The 1320-nt window shown below is 64.5% G+C and carries 1 protein-coding gene; it reads right to left on the bottom strand.

Annotated elements, in window-relative coordinates; genetic code table 11:
* Positions 1 to 22: 22 nt before the first annotated feature.
* A complete protein-coding gene (locus EH240_RS36980) occupies positions 23 to 1225 on the bottom strand; it encodes an ISAzo13 family transposase (RefSeq protein ID WP_125007245.1) in 1203 nt (400 codons plus the stop codon).
* Between the last annotated feature and the right edge of the window lie 95 nt (positions 1226 to 1320).

Genomic DNA, 1320 nt, shown 5'->3' with positions numbered 1-1320 from the left:
AGGATACCGCGCACAATAACTGCTACGAGGTTCGCGGCTTGATTGTGTAGTTCCATTCAGGATGGAACGTGTCGCCGGTGATGTCGAGGGCTGCCATCTCGGCGTCGCTGACCTTGATGCCCTTCGGGTAGGTGCGTGTATCGAGTGCGCAGTCGACCTTGAGGCCGGATTTGGTCGTCGTCGCGCCGATCAGCTGGACTACCGCGACACGATCCGTCAGCGGCCGACCGCGCCAGTTCTGGGTGATGTGGCAGAACAGGCGATGCTCTATCCTGTTCCACTTGGAGGTGCCCGGCGGATAGTGGTGAACGTGGAGGGTGAGGCCGGTCTCGTCAGCGAGCCTCTGCAGTTCGATCTTCCACAACCGCACGCGTGCACCGTTCGAGCCGCCGCAGTCTGCGGTGATCGTCAGCTCGCTTGCTTTTGGATAGCGCTCGCGTCCCATGCGCTCGCGCCAGCAGCGGATTGCCTGCACCGCGAATGCGGCCGTGTCGCTGGTGATGCCGACGCTGACGAAGCCGGCGTTGGCCGTCACGTCGTAGACGCCATATGGCACGACCTTGCCAAGCGCCTTGTCCTCGAAGTCGTGCACGTTCACACGGCAAGGATTGCCCTTGGGGCGATAGTCGGAGCCAGCGTTCCTGAAGTTGCCGACCAACTCCTTCTTCTTGGTGTCAACGGAGATGACCGGCTGTCCCGCAGCCTGCGCGGCGATCACCTTGGCGTTGATGTGCTCGAACTGCGCGTTGCGGTCCGGATGCCGCGAGCCTTCGTCGGCCTTGCGATTGCGCTGACGCGAAAACCCGAGCTTCACCAGCTCCTTGGCGACCGTGTCGGCGCTGATCGGATGGCCCGTCGCCGTCAGCGCGGCGGCGAGTTTGTCCATGCTCTTCGACACCCACAGCAGCGGTCGCTCCGGATCGCCTAGCGTGACCGGCTCGACCAGGCGTTTCAGCTCGTCAACCAGCCCAGGGTCGCTCTCGCTCACCGCCCTGCGTCCGCCGCCGGCACGGCGAACCTGCCCCCGAGGTAGCGGCTCGGCGTCCAGATCGTCCTCGCCGCGGTTGATCGTCGAGCGGGCCAGCCCGGTGATCCTGGAGACGACCGCTAGCCCACCCCAGCCGGCAGTACGCACCTCGGCCGCTGCGAACATGCGACGGCCGCGCTCATCGAGCTTGCACCCGACCGTCTCCCAGCGATACCTGATAGCGTCCGCGTCGATCATCCGACCGACCTACGCCTGTTCGTCGCCTTCAGGAATCCCTTCGACCTGAGTCACACCGACGCACAGCGCGATTCAGTTAATGTTCGGACCGTCCT

The sequence above is a fragment of the Mesorhizobium tamadayense genome (genome assembly GCF_003863365.1).
Classification (GTDB): domain Bacteria; phylum Pseudomonadota; class Alphaproteobacteria; order Rhizobiales; family Rhizobiaceae; genus Mesorhizobium; species Mesorhizobium tamadayense.
This window is presented reverse-complemented; position numbering and strand designations above follow the sequence as displayed.

What these genes read in the sequence shown, in the direction of transcription:
- EH240_RS36980 (WP_125007245.1), bottom strand. Translation starts at nt 1,225, where the DNA reads ATGATCGACGCGGACGCTATCAGGTATCGCTGGGAGACGGTCGGGTGC.